At 66.9% G+C, this 16,309-nt stretch carries 18 protein-coding genes; 9 read left to right on the forward strand and 9 right to left on the reverse strand.

The window, feature by feature from the left end:
* Window positions 1–20: 20 nt before the first annotated feature.
* Entirely contained in the window at window positions 21–512 is a 492-nt protein-coding gene (locus tag BN984_RS01135) for a DUF5812 family protein (protein WP_049967447.1), read from the forward strand.
* 57 nt (window positions 513–569) lie between these two features.
* Here BN984_RS01135 and BN984_RS01140 read toward each other — a convergent pair whose 3' ends face one another.
* Window positions 570–911: a hypothetical protein gene (locus BN984_RS01140; RefSeq protein WP_049967448.1), complete on the reverse strand. Its 342-nt coding sequence runs from the start codon at window positions 909–911 to the stop codon at window positions 570–572.
* A 127-nt stretch (window positions 912–1,038) separates the two neighbouring features.
* Between BN984_RS01140 and secF the strand changes: the two genes are divergently transcribed.
* The 3 genes from secF (at window position 1,039) to BN984_RS01155 (ending at window position 3,992) form a co-directional block, all read left to right on the forward strand.
* Window positions 1,039–1,902 (forward strand): protein translocase subunit SecF, encoded by an 864-nt coding sequence (gene secF, locus BN984_RS01145; protein ID WP_049913667.1) that lies wholly within the window; start codon window positions 1,039–1,041, stop codon window positions 1,900–1,902.
* Window positions 1,899–3,476, forward strand: a complete 1,578-nt coding sequence (secD, locus tag BN984_RS01150) for a preprotein translocase subunit SecD (protein WP_008096374.1) — start codon at window positions 1,899–1,901, stop codon at window positions 3,474–3,476. Before secF ends, secD begins: the two co-directional genes overlap by 4 nt.
* 285 nt (window positions 3,477–3,761) lie before the next feature.
* Complete coding sequence (locus tag BN984_RS01155; protein WP_008096372.1) at window positions 3,762–3,992, forward strand: DUF7511 domain-containing protein; 231 nt, start codon at window positions 3,762–3,764, stop codon at window positions 3,990–3,992.
* 67 nt (window positions 3,993–4,059) lie between these two features.
* Here the strand turns inward: BN984_RS01155 and rnhB are convergent, their stop codons facing one another.
* From rnhB to BN984_RS01170, 3 genes are all read right to left on the reverse strand, one after another.
* Window positions 4,060–4,707, reverse strand: coding sequence for a ribonuclease HII (gene rnhB, locus BN984_RS01160; protein ID WP_008096369.1), 648 nt, complete (start codon window positions 4,705–4,707; stop codon window positions 4,060–4,062).
* A gap of 26 nt (window positions 4,708–4,733) precedes the next feature.
* A complete protein-coding gene (locus BN984_RS01165; protein ID WP_008096367.1) occupies window positions 4,734–5,333 on the reverse strand; it encodes a hypothetical protein in 600 nt (199 codons plus the stop codon).
* 69 nt (window positions 5,334–5,402) lie between these two features.
* A complete protein-coding gene (locus BN984_RS01170; protein ID WP_008096365.1) occupies window positions 5,403–6,686 on the reverse strand; it encodes a tRNA pseudouridine(54/55) synthase Pus10 in 1,284 nt (427 codons plus the stop codon).
* A gap of 193 nt (window positions 6,687–6,879) precedes the next feature.
* Here BN984_RS01170 and BN984_RS01175 point away from each other — a divergent pair, with 193 nt between their 5' ends.
* Window positions 6,880–7,857 (forward strand): DMT family transporter, encoded by a 978-nt coding sequence (locus tag BN984_RS01175; RefSeq protein ID WP_008096363.1) that lies wholly within the window; start codon window positions 6,880–6,882, stop codon window positions 7,855–7,857.
* Between the two features lie 149 nt (window positions 7,858–8,006).
* Here the strand turns inward: BN984_RS01175 and BN984_RS01180 are convergent, their stop codons facing one another.
* The 5 genes from BN984_RS01180 to BN984_RS01200 all read right to left on the reverse strand — a co-directional run bounded on the left by BN984_RS01180 (window position 8,007) and on the right by BN984_RS01200 (window position 12,088).
* On the reverse strand, window positions 8,007–8,615 hold the full coding sequence (locus BN984_RS01180; RefSeq protein ID WP_008096361.1) for a twin-arginine translocation signal domain-containing protein: 609 nt from the start codon (window positions 8,613–8,615) through the stop codon (window positions 8,007–8,009).
* Between the two features lie 100 nt (window positions 8,616–8,715).
* A complete protein-coding gene (locus tag BN984_RS01185; RefSeq protein ID WP_008096359.1) occupies window positions 8,716–9,291 on the reverse strand; it encodes a DUF4112 domain-containing protein in 576 nt (191 codons plus the stop codon).
* Window positions 9,292–9,505: 214 nt separating this feature from the next.
* Complete coding sequence (gene aceB / locus BN984_RS01190) at window positions 9,506–10,807, reverse strand: malate synthase AceB (RefSeq protein ID WP_008096357.1); 1,302 nt, start codon at window positions 10,805–10,807, stop codon at window positions 9,506–9,508.
* Window positions 10,800–11,837 carry an isocitrate lyase gene (gene aceA, locus BN984_RS01195; protein ID WP_004041865.1) on the reverse strand — a complete coding sequence of 346 codons (1,038 nt, stop codon included), beginning with the start codon at window positions 11,835–11,837 and terminating at the stop codon, window positions 10,800–10,802. The genes aceB and aceA overlap by 8 nt, the downstream gene beginning before the upstream one ends.
* Entirely contained in the window at window positions 11,834–12,088 is a 255-nt protein-coding gene (locus tag BN984_RS01200) for a hypothetical protein (protein ID WP_008096354.1), read from the reverse strand. Before BN984_RS01200 ends, aceA begins: the two co-directional genes overlap by 4 nt.
* Window positions 12,089–12,434: 346 nt before the next feature.
* On the opposite strand from BN984_RS01200, the gene BN984_RS01205 reads away from it, so the two are divergent.
* From BN984_RS01205 to BN984_RS01220, 4 genes are all read left to right on the forward strand, one after another.
* Entirely contained in the window at window positions 12,435–13,388 is a 954-nt protein-coding gene (locus BN984_RS01205; RefSeq protein WP_008096352.1) for an ABC transporter ATP-binding protein, read from the forward strand.
* Window positions 13,385–14,161, forward strand: coding sequence for an ABC transporter permease (locus BN984_RS01210; RefSeq protein ID WP_008096350.1), 777 nt, complete (start codon window positions 13,385–13,387; stop codon window positions 14,159–14,161). Before BN984_RS01205 ends, BN984_RS01210 begins: the two co-directional genes overlap by 4 nt.
* A gap of 145 nt (window positions 14,162–14,306) precedes the next feature.
* Window positions 14,307–15,206 carry a S49 family peptidase gene (locus BN984_RS01215; protein WP_049967450.1) on the forward strand — a complete coding sequence of 300 codons (900 nt, stop codon included), beginning with the start codon at window positions 14,307–14,309 and terminating at the stop codon, window positions 15,204–15,206.
* Window positions 15,193–16,212, forward strand: a complete 1,020-nt coding sequence (locus BN984_RS01220; RefSeq protein WP_049967451.1) for a hypothetical protein — start codon at window positions 15,193–15,195, stop codon at window positions 16,210–16,212. The genes BN984_RS01215 and BN984_RS01220 overlap by 14 nt, the downstream gene beginning before the upstream one ends.
* The last annotated feature ends 97 nt before the right edge of the window (window positions 16,213–16,309 follow it).

A 16,309-nucleotide genomic window follows, 5' to 3' on the forward strand; every position in this document is an offset into this window, starting at 1 on the left:
CCGGTGGCTTACACCGGGTGATGACCGAGTCCGAGTCCGAGACCGAGTCCGAGCGAACGGGAACGTTTCTCGTCACCGCCGCCGACGGGGAGTCGGCCGTCCTGAAGGATGTTCACTCCGGGCAGGTTCACGCGCTCTCGTCGAACCCCGGTGTCTCCGAGGACGAAGCCGTCCGGGGGACTGTCGCGCCCGACCCGCCGATGAACGTCTCGTGGCAGCTCGTCGAGGTCGACTCGCGCTGGACCGTCTCCGTCGAGCGCTCCACCGAGTCGCCGACGACGAACTCCCGCGACATCGCCGCGGACAACCCCGACGGCGAACTCGTCCGGGAGGAACGCGCCGGCACCGGCGAGATTCACGTCCTCTCGGTTCCCGACGACATGACCGAACAGGCCGTCGACGACATCCTCTCGGACCGCGAGGGGCTGCTCTCGCGGGCCGCCAGACTCGACGTGAACCGCGTCGAAGTCCGCTCGCAGCCGGGCGTCGTCGCGGTCCGCTACATGCCCTGAGTCGGGTCTTTTCTGCCCTCCGCTCGCTCGTCTGCTTCGCTCCCGCTCTCGCTCTCACTACCGCTGTGTTCCGGTCGAGGAGACGGGGCCGTCCGCGCTCTGGACGCACCACCCGCCGTGGACGCTCCCCTCGCGCTCGACGAACTCGACGGTCGTCTCCTCGCCGATTCCGGCCGCGTCCGCCGGGTCGAGCCTCTCCACTCGGAGCGTCAGCGTCAACGCGTCGCCGCAACAGCCCACGTCGAGGAACTCCTCCCACTCGTCGCCCGCCGCGGCGTCCTCGTGGACCCGCTGCAGGTAGGTCACGAAGTGGTCGGTGGTCAGCTGGTCGCGGCCCCACGCGCTGAGTTCGTCGGGAACGGAGACGACCACGCGGGTCGCCGTCTGGTCGGTCGCCATACCTCACGATTGTCGGCCAACGATTATGGGCCTGTCGCGGGTTCGCCGCGCGCCCGTCAGACCGTTTTACGGCCGAGGCCGTCCGCGGATAAGAAACCTTATTCGGCACCGCTCAGGACCGCAACCCATGGTTGAGTTTACGGTACCGGAGGTAGACTACACCCGGTACACGAATCGCCAACTCGTGGCCGTCCCCCTCGCGGTCCTCGCGGTGGCCTTACTGGTCATCGGAGGGTGGTACGTCGCGACTGGCGCGCCGGTGAACCCGGGCGTTGATTTCACCGGCGGGACCGAACTCCGTATCGCAACGGATGCCCCGCAAAGCGAGGTCGCCGCGGCCTTCGACAGTCAGCCCGAATCGATTCGTTCCGTCGCGGCCGACGGAACGTACGTCGTGACCTTCCAGTCCGGGAGCGCGACGTCGAGCGAACTCCAGACGCAGGCCGAAGACGCCGGCTTCGAAGTCCGGTCTATCGACGCGGTGTCGGCTAACTTCGGCTCCGAGACGCAACTGCTCGCCCTCGGTGGCCTCGCGGTCGCCTTCGCGGGCATGAGTATCCTCGTGTTCGCCATGTTCCGCTCGTTCGTCCCCTCCATCGCGGTCGTCATCTCGGCGTTCTCCGACATCGTCATCCCGGTGGCGCTGATGAACCTCCTCGGCATCGAGCTATCGCTGGGGACCGTCGCCGCCCTCCTGATGCTTATCGGGTACTCGGTGGACTCGGACATCCTCCTGAACAACCACGTCCTCCGACGGTCCGGTGACTTCTACGAGTCCACCGCGCGCGCCATGCGCACCGGTGTGACCATGACGCTCACGTCCATCGCGGCGATGATCGTCATGACCATCACGGCGACGCTGTTCGGCATTCAGCTGCTCGCCGCCATCGGAACGGTCCTCGTCTTCGGCCTCACCGCCGACCTGATGAACACCTACATGCTGAACGTGACCCTCCTTCGCTGGTACAAGTTCGAGGGGGTGGCCCGATGAGCACGCTCCGCGACAACTGGCGGGTCATCTTCCTCGTCGTCGCCGTCCTGCTCTCGACGTTCGCCCTCTTCTCGCCGACCATTGGGGGGCAGACCCAGGGCCCCATCGCCGATGACGACGGCGCGACGAACCTCAAGTTCGGCCTCCAACTCGACGGCGGGACGCGCATCCGCGCGCCGCTCGTCGGCGTCACGGCCGAGGACGTCGAGTTCGAGGGCGATTCCGACCGCGTCGTCGAGCGACAGGTCGCCGCCCAGTTGGATGGTGCCGACGCCGCAGACGTCATCGCCCGTGTGGGCGCGGAGTCCAACACGGTCGAAGTGACCATCGAGAACGCCACGACCGACGACTTGGCCGCCGCGCTCGACGCCGCGGGCTACGCCCACGGGGAAGTCAGAGACGGCGTCACCGAGACGACCCGCGCCGAGACGGTCCGCGTCCTCCAGTCGAAGATCAACGAGGCCGGGCTCTCCGGCGGGACGGTCCAACAGGTGACCACGGCGACGGGCGAACACTTCATCCTCGTCGAGGTCCCCAACCGCGACCAGTCGGACGTCGTCGACCTCGTCGGCGAGCGCGGGACGGTCCAAATCGACATCTATTACCCGGTCTCGCAGAACGGCACGCGAACCTACGAGACGCGCGAGGCCGTTCTGACGCAGGCTGACTTCACCTCCATCGGGACCGCACAGGAGTCCCAGGCCGGGAGCGGGGCGTTCGTCCCCGTCTCCGTCCGGGACGAACCCGCACAGGAGTTCCAGTCGGCGGTCGTCGAGACCGGCCTCGCCCAGAACGGCGGGACCCGGTGTACCTACATGGAAGACGGCGGACAGAACACGACCGAAGGCTGTCTCCTCCTCGTCGTCAACGGCGAGGTCGTCAACGCCTTCGGAATGAGCGGCGGGCTCGCCGACACCATGCGGTCCGGCGAGTGGGCCGGCGCGCCGAGCTTCCAGCTCCAGACCCGCAACACGTCCGAGGCCCAGGAAATCGCAATCAACCTCCGCGCTGGCGCGCTGCCGGCCAAGCTCGACCTCTCGGGCGAGGACAGCGGCACCTCGTCGTACATCTCTCCGAGCCAGGGTGAGAGCTTCAAGTTCAACTCGCTCATCACGGGTATCATCGCGGTCCTCGCGGTCGCTGGCGTCGTCTTCGTCCGCTACGGCAAACCGCAGGTCGCCCTGCCGATGATCGTCACCGGCCTCTCCGAGGTGTACATCCTCCTCGGGTTCGCCGCGGCCATCGGCTACCCGCTCGACCTCTCTGTCATCGCCGGCTTCATCGCCGTCATCGGGACGGGTGTGGACGACCTCATCATCATCGCCGACGAGGTGATGGCTGAGGGCACGGTGAAGTCGCGGAAGGTCTTCCAGTCGCGGTTCCGCCGGGCCTTCTGGGTCATCGGCGCGGCCGCCGCGACGACTATCATCGCTATGAGCCCGCTCGCCGTGCTCTCGCTTGGCGACCTGCAGGGCTTCGCCATCTTCACCATCCTCGGCGTCATCATCGGCGTCCTCGTCACCCGCCCGGCGTACGGTGATATCCTCCGAATCCTCCTGACCGAGGACCGCTGAGGTCGACCCGTTTTCGACCGACGCTCTCTTTCACTCGCCCGTCACGCGTCCAGCGCCGCGAGCGGACGACCCCGCCCGCAGGCCACCGTCGAAATTCTCGCAGTTGATACCTCTCCGACCGCTCAATCGTTCCCCATGTCAGAATCGGGTGGCGGCGACGGTTTCGGTCGTCCTCATCGGGACGTACTCGCCGACAGAATGATATAGACTGTCTATAAAATACTGACCGAACCGGCAACCGACCAACCGCCGCCCGTCGGTACTCACGGTGCACGCACTCCACTCATGGAAGACACGCCACTTCGACGCGACGACACGGACGCGACGACCCGGCCGGACGCTCCGCGACGCTCCGCCTCCGCGGACGACGAGGAGTTCGTCGCCATCGTCGCCCCGTACGAGGACGCACCAGACGAGTGCACCATCTTCCCCGCAGGACTCGCAGAAGACGAGTTGCTGACGACGTGGCTCTCCGCGCAGGAAGGCTCGTACGTCGCGCTCGCCGAGATGCGGTGAGCCGTCCCCGCGACTCGCCCTCGAACCACCGACCCTCCACTTTTTCGACCGCCGGTCCCGCGACGCCTCAGAAATCGCCCAGCGACGACTGTTCGTGTGCGGCCATGAGGTCGGCGCAGGTCGACCACGACTTCCGCGCGCAGTCCGGGAGAATGCCGTGTTCGCGGACGTACTCTCGCAGGAACTTGCGGGTCGTCCCGTCGCTCGGGTAACCGCTTCCGACCTCGCCGTACGCCGCGGCAATCTCCTCGACCCGGCGGTCGCGTTCGACCTTCGCCACGATGCTCGCCGCGCCGACGATGGCGTGTTCGTCGTCCGCGCGGTGCTGGGCGTGGACCTCGACTTCGACGCCCGCCTCGGCCACCCCCTCGCGGACGCGGCGGCCGAATCTGGACTCGCTCACGTCGCCCGCGTCGCAGACGAGTTCGTCGGCGTCGACGGCGACCTCGGCGGCGGCCTCGACCTGCGCCCGGACGGTCAGCAGGTTCATGTTCGTCTCGGGGTCGTCGATGGTCTCGGGTTCGACGAACGCGACCCCGACTTCCACGTCGTCTCGGTCACGGAGTTTCGCGGCGAGTTCCTCGCGGCGCTCGGGAGCGAGTCGTTTCGAGTCGGCGATTCCGTCCGGGAGGGCGTCGGGGTCCCCTCGGACCGCCGCAGCGACCATCGGACCCAACACGGGTCCCTTTCCGGCTTCGTCGACGCCGATGTGCATACCTCGTCGGGTGTCGCGGGCGAGAATTAGAGATTGCGGTCCGCGACGACGCCGGCCCAGCCAGCGAGTGCCGGGCTGCCCACAGTGAGAGCCGTGACGCTCAGCACGGACGCGAGGGAGTGTGTGTTCACGTGGATTCCGAAGACGAGGACCGCGGCGAGGGACGCGGTCGTGAGGGAGAGCGCCTGCTTCGATTCGCCAACCGCTCGGGAGAGAACCGGCGTGGCTAACGCGCTCGCAAGCGAGAACAGTCCGCCGAGAACGACGTAATCGAGAATCTGCGAGCCGCCGCCAGAGGACCAGACCTGATACACTGTCTCCTCGTATTCCACGTAGTACTCACCCTGTCCGAGTGCGATGGTGTCGCTGTAGAAGAACTCGGGTGCGCCCGTTCCACGAAGGACAACGGTCGTGGACTCGGCAGCCTCGCCGATTCGTTCGTGCGCAGTCGTCACCACCTGCCGGGCGGGTGGGGAGAGCGAATCACCGCCGCGAAAAACCGCACCGTCAACGCTCTCGGCCTTTTCGGGAATCGAGTCTTCGACAGTCACGTAGTGGTCGTCCTCCGGGGCTCCGGGCGCGGGAACGACGACAAACGCGGCAGCGACGAGGGCGACCGCGAACACCAGACGAGCCACACCGAGGATGGAGGGCATCGCCTCGGAAGAATCACCCTGCCGACAAGTGCCTTCCCCTCAGTCTTTGAAGAACTCGTCGTCCTCGAACGGTTCGTCCTCGCCTTCGACTGCGATGACGTCGAGCGCGGTGACGACCGCGCCCGTGTCGAGGATACCGGCGAGACTCGGGTTGGTTCGGCCCTCGTCGCCCGAGACGAGTTCCTTGATGTAGAGACCGCCCTCGCCGTGGACTTCGACGGTCGCGTGGCGCGCGTCTTCGAGGTCGCCGGTGGCGTCGTAGACGTGGCGGGTGCGGGTGATGCTCGCGCGGCGGTGGTCGACGCGGTGCGGGGTGTACTGCTCGATGGTCGCGCCGGTGAGTTCGTCCAGCGCGGCCTGCAGGTCCTCGTCGGTCACGTCGTCGTCGAATTCGACGGCGGCGCGGTACTCCTTGCTCGCGTCGAGTTTCTTCACGCGTTCGACCATGTCGTAGGTGGCGAGGCGGAGCCCCTCGACCTCGATTTCGCCCTCGGCCATCGCGTTGATATCGCCTTCGAGCTGTTCCACGTCGATGGAGCGGCGGCGGGGCTCCATGATTTCGACGACGAACGGCCGGCCCGTGCCGAGCATGAGCGCGTCCACGTCCTCGCGGCCCGCGCCGTGGAACTTCGCGTCGACGCCGTCCATCACGTCCATCACGACGGGGGCGACGAAGCCCTCGACGCTGTCCTCGTAGAGGTAGCCGGAGCCGCCGCAGTAGTCGCAGGGCTCTTTGCCCTTGTAGCCCGAGCCGTCGCACTCGCGGCAGGGCCACTCGGTCTGCGGGATATCGCGCGCGAGCTTCCGGTAGCGCCCGTAGACGAACGCGGAGTTGAGCTGCGCCTCGACGGCGTCGGCTTCGATGTCGAGGAGGAACTGCACGTCCGGTCGGGTGAAGTCGACCTCGGTGCCGGTGAGTCGGCCCACGCGCTTTCCGACCTCGCGGTTGAACTCGGATTTGAACAGTTCGCCGGCGTCCTCGGGGAGGCCCGCCCCCTCGCGGAGCAGTAGCTCGTTTTCCTCGACGAGCGGCGGCGCACGGGTTCCGACTTGATACGTCTCGACTTCCACGTCCTCGATGGCCTCGGCGCAGCGTTCGGCCCACGCGTCGAACTCGGCGCAGGCCCCCTCGCAGACCCAGCAGTCCTCGGTTTCGACGGCCTCGTAGGGCTCGTCCGCGTCGAGGGCGGCGGCGACCCGGAGCGACTTGCCCCGCTCGGCGTTCGTCAGCCCGAAACTGCGCTCGGCGAAGGCCCGGCCCAGACAGGCGTCGCAGACCGGCCCGCTCTCGGCGAGCGCTCGCGCGTCCTCAAGGATGCTCATGTTCGGTCTCTATCGGGGCGCGCGTAACTAGCTTACTTTGTTCGTCGCGTCGCCGCGGCACGGCTTGTCGACGTACATCAGACCAGCGATGTTTGTCAACACGACCCGAGTGGAGTGCTATCTCGGCTCCGAGAAATTTGATGTACGGCGGCGTGGTAGCCGCTTCAACACCTGGGTCTACGGTCGATATCTCGTGTCTATCAATACGCAAACGAATCGGACGCTCGCACTGTTCGCGACCATCGCGGTCCTCTGGGGAACCTCGTTTATCGCCATCGAGGTCGGTCTCGACGTCCTCCCGCCCGTACTGTTCGCCGCCCTCCGATACGACGTGGCCGGCGTGGTGCTGTTCGCCTACGGCCTGCTCGCGGCCGAGGACTGGCGGCCCCGCGGCCGCGACGAGTGGCTCGTCGTCCTCGTCGGCGGGGCGCTCCTTATCGGCGCGCACTTCTCGCTCCTGTTCTCCGGCCAGCGGTACGTGACGAGCGGCGTCTCGGCCATCGTCATCAGCCTCGCGCCCGTCCTCACGCCCGTTTTCGCGTGGCCGATGCTGCCCGAAGAGCGCCTCGACGGATTCGGCTTCCTCGGAGTGTTTCTGGGGTTGGCCGGCACGGTGGTCATCGCCCTCGCGTCCGGGTCGGTCGGCGGCCAACTCCTCGGCGTCGTCCTGCTCCTTCTCGCGGCCGCGGCGTGGGCGTTCGGCTCGGTGCTCGTCAAGCGCCTCCCCGGGAACCCGCCCGTCGTTCCGATGCAGGCGTGGATGATGCTCCTCGGCGCGGGCATGCTCCACGTCACGAGTCCCGTCCTCGGCGAGCCCGGCCTCGCGAGCGTGGCGTGGTCGCCGGTCGTCGTCGCCGCGTTGCTGTTCTTGGCCGTGCTGTGCAGCGCCGTCGGCTTCATCGCCTACTTCGTCCTGCTCGACCGCATCGGCGCGGTCGAAATCAGCCTCGTCAACTACGTCACGCCGGTCGTCGCCGCCGTCACCGGCTGGGCGTTCCTCGGCGAGCGCATCGGCCCCGTCACCGTCGTCGGCTTCGCGCTCATCCTCCTCGGCTTCGCGTTCATGAAGCGCGACGCGCTCGGCCCGCTGGGTCGTCGTCTCGGCGTCCACGTCGGTCTCGTCGCGCCCGAACCGGCGACCGACCCGGACGGCCTTCCGGCCGACGACTGAGCGGCGTTCCGTCGCCGACCATCCGGGAGTATCGCAGCGCTATCGGGGTCCCGTTGCTCCGCGACAGCGCGAACGTCGAACCGCTTTCGAGTCGAAAAAAGCCTCGTCGCGTCCGACGCCGGTGTCCGCGTCGGCGTCGGCCGTCGTTCTCAGTTGCTGGTCTCGTTGTCCGACGACGTGGTCGTCTCGTTCGTCGTCGTGACCGTCTCGTTGGCGGTCGTCGTCTCCGTGACCGTCTCGTTGGTGGCGGTCCCGTTCGTGGTCGTCTCGTTCGTCGTCGTGGTCGTCGTCGTGGTCTCCTCTGCGGCGACCTCGTGGGTCGCGAGGACTTCTTCGGCACCCGCGCGGCCGACCCAGACGACCTCGACCGTCGAGCCGTTCTCGGCGGACTCGATTTTGAGGAAGTTACCCACCGAGACGGGGTAATCCTGCCCCTCCTCGCCGTCGGCGACCCACGTCGCGGTGCGCTCGTCGTCGACGGTGACGTAGACCTCGCTCGTCGCCTCGTCGGTAATCTTCTCGCCGTCCATGTGAACCACGCGGAGGACGCCGCTGTTGGTTCGGAAGGCGAGTTCGGGGTCCGGGACCTCGGCCGGCTCGACGTCGGTCGTCGTCTCGCCCGCCGTGCCGTTGCCGGTCTCGTTACCTGTCTCGTTGCCCGCAGTCGGCTGCGACCCGGAGCCACCGCCCATACATCCGGCGGTGGTGAGGAGGGCTCCTGTCGCGGCGGCGCTCTTCAGGAAGGTTCGTCGTTCCATACGCCATGATTTGCAAGCCCGTATATATGTCTTGTAGTTTACAGTTTGGGAGTAGATAACGACTCACACGGCGGATTTCTTCGTTTCGAGAAATGGTAACTTACAACAGTCCAACCTGTCCGAGCACCCACAGGGCGACGAGCGCCGTGGTCGCGCCGAGCGCGACGAGCAGGACGGTAATCGCGGCGACCGCGGCCAAGAGGAAGCGCCGGTCGGCCTCCGCGGCCGCGGGGGAGGCGTCGTCGTACCGGGCTTCCAACAGTCGGACGTTCCGGGCGTTCGCCTTCCACGCCGCGTCGAACACGTCGCCGACGACCGGGAGCGACCCGACGGTCGCGTCGAGGACGACGTTGCCGAGCATCCGCGCGAGCGTCGCCCGCGGCACGCCGAGCATCGCGGCCTCGACGAGGATGTACGCCGAGAGCGCCGAGGCCGTCGCGTCGCCGACGCCGGGCACGAGCCCTAGAATCGGGTCGAGACCGATGCGGTAGTTCGTCCCCGGAATCTCGAACGCCTCGTCGAGGTAGAAGCTCACCGTGCGGAGTCGCGCGAGCGTCTCCTCGTCCGCGACGCCCGCCGACTCGAAATCGACGACTGCGTCGGGTTCCAGCGACTCGTCTGCGTCGCCGTCGCTCGTCCCAACGGGCGTCGCCGGGGTGTTCGTCGAATCGTTCACACGTGTCAACTCGCGCGGGTGGAACTTGAGAATAGCGTCGGTCGGCGTCGTGTTGAGTCGGAAGCTGCGCGTCGAGTGGAAAAAAGAGCGCGACGCGCCGCCCCCACGGTTCGGGCGGGCGCGTCGTCGGAGCTACGAAGCCGGACGCCGTCGCGTGACCAAGCCGGAATCGGGGTCGACGGCGGAACCCCTGCGGTGGAGTCGGTTCCCGAACTTAGAGCCCCACCTCCATCGCGCGCTCGACGACGTCCGCGCCGTAGCGTTCCGCTAACTCCTCGTGTTGGTCGGGGCGGTGTTCGTACACGTCTTGGAACAGGCTGATGGGCGTCATCGCGGCCTGATACGTCGCCTCGTCCCACATGCGGTCCTTGGCGATGTCGATTTCGGTGCCGCCGATTCGGAGCGTCGCCGACTGCGTCATGGCGATAGCCCCGCGGCCCGCCTCCTTGGCCGCCTCGAACTCCTCCATGGAGTCGACGATGTCGTCCATGCTCGGGACGTACGAGGTCAGGCCGAGCAGCTCCTCGCGGAGTTCGTCCGCGGTGAGTTCCCGCGTGTCGCCGCCGACCCGGAGTTCGTAGCCGTCGTCGGTGGCTTCGAGCGAGAGGCGGTCGCCGTCGTACACCTCGGCCCCGTCTTCGGACGCGAGTTCGACCTCCTCGCCGTCCGCGTCGAGGAGCCAACTGCCGGTCTTCGGCGGGAGCGGCGAGGTGTTCGCCTCGACGACTTGGCCGGGCGTGAGCGACCAGATGCCGAGCATCCCCTTCGCCTGGTTCTCAGTCATGCGCTCGCGGTAGCCCTCCACGTCGCGGATGTCGTCGTAGGGGCCGTCGACAGCGACACAGCCGGCGGCGCTGGCCCCGCGAGAGGTGTTGTGTCGAAGCTCCGGCCACGCCGGAAGCTCGCCGGTCGGCGTCATGGCGCGCATGTCCTTCGTGTAGTCGACCTCGCCGTCGACGAGGAGGAACAGCCGTTCGAGGTTGTTCGTCGGCTTGCCCATCTCGTCGCGGAGGTCGCCCATGGCGAGTTCGGCCTCGCCGCTCTCGATGATGACCGACATGGCGAGGCTCCCCTCGTCGAGGCCGTGTTCGTTCTCGACGATGGTGAAGCACTCGTCGGCCTTCTTCCAGTCGTCGATGCCGCCGACCTCGGGGATGACGAAGCCGTCGATGTGCTCGACCGCGCCCTGCTCGGGGTCGGTGATGTCGAGCATGTGCTGGAAGCCCTGATACCGGGTCTCGGGGCTGTCGCGGTGCCAGACCATCCGCGGGTGAATCTCGCCGGGGAACTCCGCGCCGTGTTCGCCGATGACTTCGACGATGTTCTCGGCTCCCTCGTCGCGCATCGACGGCGCGGTGGCGTCCTCGTTGTCGGGGACCCACACGTCGGGCGCTTGCATCCCGCGGAGGCCGGCCGCCCGGCGGAGCATCTTCGCGGAGTCGGCTTCGCCCTCGACGGCCGTCGGCGAGGTGAAGAACGTCCGCACGAACTCCCGGTCGTGTCTGCGCTCAGTCATCGTCGTTGCTCGTGATGGGGTCGGCCTGCTCCTCGCTGAACCCTTCGGACTCCTCGATGCGGCGGCGCGCCTCGGGGTCGAACTCCGTCTCGATGTCCTGGTACCGCGAGACGAACGACAGCTCGTGGTGGCTCTCGGTCGGGTGGTCGAGGTAGCGCTGTTCGAGGTCGAACTGGCCTTCCTCGTCCTGTTCGGCGAGCTTCTTGAAGTCCTCGTAGACGGCGTGCGCGCCCGAGTGGAGGCCGAACAGCGTGATGAAGATGTACTTGTAGCCGAGGTCGCCCAGCTCCTGGAACGTCAGCGGGTCCTCCTCTTCGGACCACGCGAACGACGACGAGTAGTTGAACGCGAGCTTCAGGTCCGGGTGCGTCTCGTGAATCTCCTCGGCGTAGGCGACGGCGTCCTCACGCGAGGGGTTCGGCATCTCGGGCCAGACGATGTCGACGCCGGCGTCGGCGTAGATGCGGCCGCGTTCGACGTGTTCGTCCCAGTCGCCGTTCGAGGAACCGTAGGCGTCGGTGCGGGCGATGACGACCGTGTCCTCCGACTGCTTGGCGTCGACGGCGGCCTCGAAGCGAGCCTTGGCCTTCTCGCGGGAGACGATCTGCTTGCCCGCGATGTGGCCGCAGCGCTTGGGCGTCGTCTGGTCTTCGATGTGGACGGCGGCGACGCCGGCCTTCTCGTACTCGCGGACGGCGCGGCGGACGTTGTGGATGCCGCCGTAGCCCGTGTCGCAGTCGGCGATGACCGGGAGGTTCGTCGCCTCGACCATGCGCTTTGCGTTCTCGACCATCTCGGTCATCGTGACCATCTCCAGGTCCGGGAAGCCGAACTGCCCGAGGACCGTCGAGTAGCCGGACATGTAGGCGGCGTCGTGGCCCGTCATCTCGGCGAGGCGGGCGTCGAGGGCGTGGTACATGCCGGGGGCGAACACGAAGTCCTGCGTGTTCAGCATCTCCCGCAGTTCGCGGGCCTTCTGGTTGTCAACATCCTGTGCGAAGACGTCGCTGTCGAGTTCGGTCGGGTTCATTGGGTGTCGGTGGGCTGCATCGTTCGCTCGATGCGGTTCAGTTGGGCGCGGAGCGCGGCGAGTTCGCGCCGAATCGTCGTCATCTCGTCGTCCTCACCCGGTTGTCGGATGAAGGGGACGAGCGGCGCGTCCATGTTCTCCTCGTTGTTGGGGTAGCGCCGCGCGGCGCGAGGACGAGTCGTCGTCGAGCGAGCGGTGGTCTGCGTGCGGGTCGTCGTGTCGGTTCGGGTCGTGTTGTCGCGGTTTGTCATCGGTTACGTCGGTGGGGTCGGCGGTCGGTAGCGGTCGGTTCGGGTCGCGGTCGTCGAGCGGTCGGTTGCGTGGTGTGCTGCGGATACTACCATCGGATGTCTCCTCACCCGGTTCGACTGCCGAGTGGTACTAATAGTTAATGATTGATAATGATAATATTAGTTAATGACTTAGTTCTGTACGAACGGATATTAGGCCCTAATTTGACACATGGTAACATATCTACTCCGTGGGCAGGGTTCGAGCGTCGTCGACTCCACCCGGTGACCGGGCGTGCCACGCCGTGACGGGGCGTTCCGCGGACACTACGCTTAATCGCGTCCACGCCCGACGACGCACCAGCGAATGGCATCCGCGATAGAGATACGCGACTTGACGAAGTCCTACGGCGACGTCCGCGCCCTCGACGGCGTCGATCTCGACGTTCCCGAGGGGTCGTTCTTCGGGCTGTTGGGGCCGAACGGGGCGGGGAAGACGACGTTCATCAACATCCTCGTCGGTCTCGTTCGCAAGACCGGCGGTGAGGCGAGCGTCTTCGGCTACGACGTGGAAGACGACTACCGCGAGGCCCGCGACCGAATCGGCCTCGCGCCGCAGGAGTTCAACGTCGACCGATTCTTCCCCATCCGCGAAGTGCTCGAACACAAGGCTGGCTACCACGGGATTCCGCACGACGAGGCCCGCGAGCGCGCCGACGAGGTGCTCAAGCGCGTCGGCATCTACGACAAGCGCGACACCCGCTTCGACTGGCTCTCCGGCGGGATGAAACGCCGCTTCATGCTCGCGCGGGCGCTCATCACCGACCCCGACCTGCTCATCCTCGACGAACCGACCGCCGGGGTCGACGTGCAACTGCGCCACGAACTCTGGGAGACCATCGTCGACCTCAACGACAGCGGGACGACCATCCTGCTCACGACCCACTACATCGAGGAGGCAGAACGCCTCTGCGACGAGGTCGCCATCCTCGACTCCGGTTCCGTCATCGAGGTCGCAAGCCCCGAGGAACTGATGGACCGCGGCACCGACGACATCGTCGTCCAACTCCGCGACTCGCCGACCGCGGTCCCCGACTTCGCGGCCGACGACGACCGCGTCGAGGCCGTCGAACTCGACGGCACCCGCCTCGTCGTGACGGCCCAGCAGGGCGGTCTCGTCGCCCCCGACGTGGTGCAGGCGCTCGACAGGCAGGGCCACGAACTCGTCGACCTCGAAATCTCTCGCACGTCGCTCGAAGAGGTGTTCGTCGAGATGACGAGACAGGGTGAAGGCCGCGCCACCGCGGAGGTCGAGCAATGAGTCTCACGAGCCTCGACGTGACTGGTTTTTACGCCCTGCTCCGCCGCGAAGTCCTCCGGTTCGTCCGCCGCCCGCGCAACACGTTCGTCCCGCCGTTTATCACGAACGTGCTGTACTTCTCCGTCTTCGGCGTCATCCTCGGCGAGCGCATCAACGAAATCGCGGGCGTCCCGTACATCCTGTTTATCCTCCCCGGTCTCATCGTCCTCGGAGCCGTCTCGAACGCTTTCGAGAACGCGTCCTTCTCCATCTTCCACGGCCGTTGGAACCGCTACATCGAGGAGGCGCTGACCTCGCCGCTGTCGTACACCTCGATGGTCGGCGCGTACGTTCTCTCCAGTGCGACCCGCGGGGTGCTCGTCGGCGCGCTCGTCGCCCTCATCGGGGCGTTCTTCACGTCCGTCGGCGTCGCCCAACCGTTCTACCTCGTCGCGTTCATGCTCGTCATCACCCTGCTGTTCGCGGGCCTCGGCGTGGTCGGCGGCCTCTGGGCCGACGACTTCGACGACCTGACGATGATGAACCAGTTCATCCTCCGGCCGCTGGTGTTCTTCGGCGGCGTCTTCTACTCGCTCAACGAGATTCCCGCGACCTTCCAGCAGGCGTCGCTGCTCAACCCGATGATATACATGGTCAACGGCGTCCGCTACGGCTTCCTCGGCGTCACCGAGGTGGACCCGAACCTCTCGCTCGGCGTGCTGACGGCGCTCACGCTCGGGGTCGTCGGTCTCAACGTCGTGCTGTTCCGGCGCGGCTACGGACTGACCGACTGAGGCCGGGCGACCGTCATCGACCGTCTCCGGTGACAGCCCGCCGTAGTCGGCTCATCTCGCCCCGCCGCCTCGCGTTCTTGTCTGAACAACTGTCTTTTACGATGACAAGTATTTTCACAGCCGCTCTAGAAGTCACGTCCGAAGTATGGTATCAAAACCCTCCTCCGCGGCGTCGGCGCGGACCGTCTCGGTCCTCGCCCTCGTCGCGGCCGTCCTGGTTGGAGCATTCCTCGCCCCCGTCGTCTACGACGCGGCCGCGCCCACCCCCGACAGGGTCGCGGTCATCTCGGTCGACGGGACCATCACCTCCTACACAGCTGACCAGCTGGAAGAGGACCTCCACGAAGCGCGAGAGAACGAATCGATAAAGGCCGTCGTCCTGCAGGTCGACAGCCCCGGCGGCTCTGCCGCCGCCTCCGAGCGCATGTACTTGGCGGTCAATCGGACCGCCCAAGAGATGCCCGTCGTTTCGAGCGTCCAAGGAACGGGCGCGTCGGGCGCGTACTACACGATGCTTCCCTCGGAGAACATCTACGTGACGCCCTCGTCGGTCATCGGGAGCGTCGGCGTCCGCGGGTCGGCCCCCATCGGCGGTACGTCCAGCGAGATTCGCACCGGTCCCGACAAGGCGTCGATGACCCTCGACCACCGCGAAGCACAGATTGAGACGCTGAAGCACGCCTTCGTCGGCAGCGTCATGGACCACCGCGGCGACGAACTCTCGCTGTCGCGCGAGGAAGTCGCCTACGCGAAGGTCTACACCGGCGCTCGCGCCACGCAGAACGGCTACGCCGACGACATCGGTACGCTTCAGACGGCCATCGACCGCGCCGCCTCCGAGGCCGGCCTCGAAAACTACGAGGTCGTCGAGAAGGAGCCCCCGACCCGCTCGGGAATCATCCTTCTCAGCTCGCAGAACGGCAATTCGACGGTCGTCATCCAAGAGAGTCCCATCGGCTACGACGGCGTCCGCTCGCCGCAGTTCCTGATGGTGTACGGGCAAGTGCAGTACGAAGATGAGGTGATCGGCAATGTCTCAGCGTAACTTACTCGGCGGGACGGTCGTCTTCGCGGTCGCGCTCGGCCTCATCTTGGTCGGAGCCGCGGTGGCACCCTACGCCTTCCAACTCGGCGGTAGCGCCCCGGCAGACACGGAAAACGCCGCGAAACAGGCGTTCGACGCGGACGAACTCGTCGCCACACCCGGCCCCGAATCGGGCGACGTGACGATGGACTCGAACGCGGAGCCGAAGACCGTCCTCATCGACGTGGCCCACGAGAACGGCGTGAGCGAGTCCGACATGCAACCGCTCGTCGACGCGCTCGTCGCCAACGGCCATCAGGTGAAGTACCTCACCCGCGAGGACGCCCAGCGGAACTTCAACGGCTCGCTCCGGAAGGCCGACGCCTTCGTCGTCGTCAACCCCGAACAGCCGTACACCGGCGACCAGCTCGCCGGCCTGCGGTCGTTCGAGGACGCCGGCGGCCGCGTCGCCCTCCTCGGGGATCCGCAGTCCGCGGGCACGACGAGCATCCTCGGTCTCATCACCGTCTCGGTGTCGTCCGGGACCACCGGCGGCGACGCCGGACTGACCTCCGACTACGGGGTCTCGTTCGGTTCCTCGTCGCTGTACAACATGCACGACTACTACCTCAACTACGAGAACGTCTACGCCACGCCCGAGGGCGAAACCGCCCTGACCGAGGGCGTCGACGAGGTCGTGTTCCGCGACGCCGCGCCGCTTTCGGTCTCGGCCGACAGCGTCTCGCCGGCGCTCGTCTCCGGCGGCGAGACCCACGTCGAGTCGATTCGCAAGACCGGCCCGTACACGGTCGCCGCCCAGAGCGAGACGGTCGTCGCCATCGGCGACGCCGACTTCCTCGCGCCCGAATCGGCCTACGAGGCCGACAACGAAGTGCTCGTCGGCAACCTCGCGGACTTCCTCGTCTCCGGCGACAAGGAATCCGGCGCGCCCGCCCCGGCCACGCCCGAATCCGGCGGCGAGGCCGGTTCGGCACCCGGACAGGGAACCGCCCCAACTCCGGCGTAACCAACCCGAACCGACACGTATCGACGCGACCGGCCCACCCGTCTCAGCCATCGCGGGCGGCCGGTTGCCCGACACCGACGACCAGCCATCACTCACG

The sequence above is a fragment of the Haloferax prahovense genome (assembly GCF_000723845.1).
Classification (GTDB): domain Archaea; phylum Halobacteriota; class Halobacteria; order Halobacteriales; family Haloferacaceae; genus Haloferax; species Haloferax prahovense.